This window comes from Bacillus sp. C30, from assembly GCF_040838255.1.
GTDB classification, from domain to species: domain Bacteria; phylum Bacillota; class Bacilli; order Bacillales; family Bacillaceae_G; genus Bacillus_A; species Bacillus_A mycoides.
On the sequence record NZ_JBFPJH010000497.1, the window covers coordinates 1 to 1,944 of the forward strand.

General features: G+C 33.0%; 3 protein-coding genes and 1 pseudogene. All 4 read right to left on the reverse strand.

Translation table 11 applies throughout. The features are described 5' to 3' along the window. Positions 1-431: DegV family protein (locus AB3X49_RS22175; protein WP_367964768.1), on the reverse strand; the 431-nt coding region annotated here is incomplete at its 3' end. A 197-nt stretch (positions 432-628) separates the two neighbouring features. Next, positions 629-1,135, reverse strand: a complete 507-nt coding sequence (locus tag AB3X49_RS22180) for a DUF3189 family protein (protein ID WP_002110178.1) — start codon at positions 1,133-1,135, stop codon at positions 629-631. Positions 1,136-1,214: 79 nt separating this feature from the next. Next, positions 1,215-1,670 (reverse strand): DUF1453 domain-containing protein, encoded by a 456-nt coding sequence (locus AB3X49_RS22185; RefSeq protein ID WP_367964771.1) that lies wholly within the window; start codon positions 1,668-1,670, stop codon positions 1,215-1,217. A gap of 143 nt (positions 1,671-1,813) precedes the next feature. After that, a pseudogene (locus tag AB3X49_RS22190) lies at positions 1,814-1,944 on the reverse strand (GNAT family acetyltransferase); the annotation flags it as partial.

The window sequence follows — 1,944 nt, forward strand, 5'->3', positions numbered from 1 at the left end:
ACTAATGTTTTATGTATATCTTGTAAAGTCATACCATCATTGTATAACGTTTTAGCTTTTCTCAAAAGTTCATCCATTGGATAACTTGTCGTTTCACTATCTAATACAGTTAAAGGGAAACCTGCCATATCAGCAGCTAGCTTCATATTTTGATAGGTCCCACTTACTTTTCCGCTAATAGCAACTGCAAAGCCTTCTTCATATTCTTCTTTGCATTTAGTAAATAATTCTACCATTTCCCCTATATTAGGTTGCGAAGTAGTAACGGTTCTTCCATCATTTAACGCTTCATAAAGACGTTTATGAACTCCTTCTTCACAATCCTTATAAGACACTCCATCAATAATAACTTCAATTGGGATAACAAAGTTATCACCATCTGTTGTAAAACTCGCAGTTGTACTATCAGTAAACCAAGCAACACGCTTCATGCTGTTCCTCCCTTATTCTGTTCCTCTTTTCTGACTTTTCTATATATTTATCTTACGAAAAGAGAATATCCCCTGTAATAGTAACAGGACTTTATTATTTTGGCTATAGTAGATGTATAATAAATGTGAATGTTTTTTGTCTATTTATCAAAAAAAAAGAAAACCACAAAATTTTCCGGCCTTCTTTTAACATTACATTACTTAAATGTTTCGTTATCTAAAATAACAACATAATCATTCGTCATTCGCCCCGCTTCTTTCGTATAACTGACAAGCCGCTGGATGTTATCACAGCAAATTTTTGCTCCCCATACGAGTAACGGTACACCAATAAAATCAATATGAAATCTTCTAGAAAACAAACCGCCTAAAGTCATTGGCAATGGAACTGTTGGTGATGTATTAGAAAAAATAATCTTATCATTGTTTTGATAATGTTTTTGCAGAATCTCTCCTAAATGCTTCATGGCAGGTACAACGACCTTTGATGCCCCGCATCCAATTGTATATACTGGATTCCCATATTCATCTTGTCCATGAAAAATAATTTTCCCCATATCTTCTGTTTTCAGTTTATTAAAGTACTCTACATTTAAAATTTCTTCTTTCGTTAACTTCCGATCCGTTGGTAATTTATTCAAATGATAAGCTGCAGCTAGCGAGGTTGTATGCGTTCCACCGAAATCTGTGTAAATGAATATCATATTATCATCCCTTGCTGTAAAAGTTCAATATTATTTAGTATTACCGTTCACAACGTTGTTAAACAAGGGACGAATGTATTTACGCTTTTTGTGTTAATTCATTATATTTTTTCCAAATATAATAGCGTCTACTAATTACGGTACCTAATGTGATACATAAAAAGACATTTGTTACAACCATTAATGTGTGGTGAGTACTGCCAGGAAACATACTTTGCTTAATCAAAACCTTTGCACCTAAAATAACAAGGAGAATAATTGTACTTAACCAATTTCCTTTTCGTAATACATGACCTGTTTCACTATCTAATCGAAATGTTAAAGCTTTTCCCCTAATAACTCCTAGACCCAATCCCATTCCGAGCATTGCAACGAATAGTAGTACGTGCAATATATTTAATTGTCCCATATGAATAATGGACTGGATTGTTACAAAGCACAGCAAAGCCGGAATGAGCCAAATACGATTAATATTCACTTTGTATTCCTTACCTTGAATTAATACAATTATAAGAATAACAAGTAGAATATCCATTTAGAGTCCTCCTATATACTTGTTTACCTTTGAAAATTATATTCGTCTCTGTTTGAAATACGATAGCTACTTTAATTTGTATAATATGGAATGTGATTTCCCATCAGCCTTAAGCATTATTTATAAAAGTAAAAAGACGTACTTTTTACTCGTACGTCTCCTACTACTTGTTCTTCATGTATAGCAACTAGTTCAATTGCGGGATTTTCATATTTTTCTTTCCCTCTAAGTACATTGTCATAATATGCTGTATCTAAAAAAGATAACACACGGC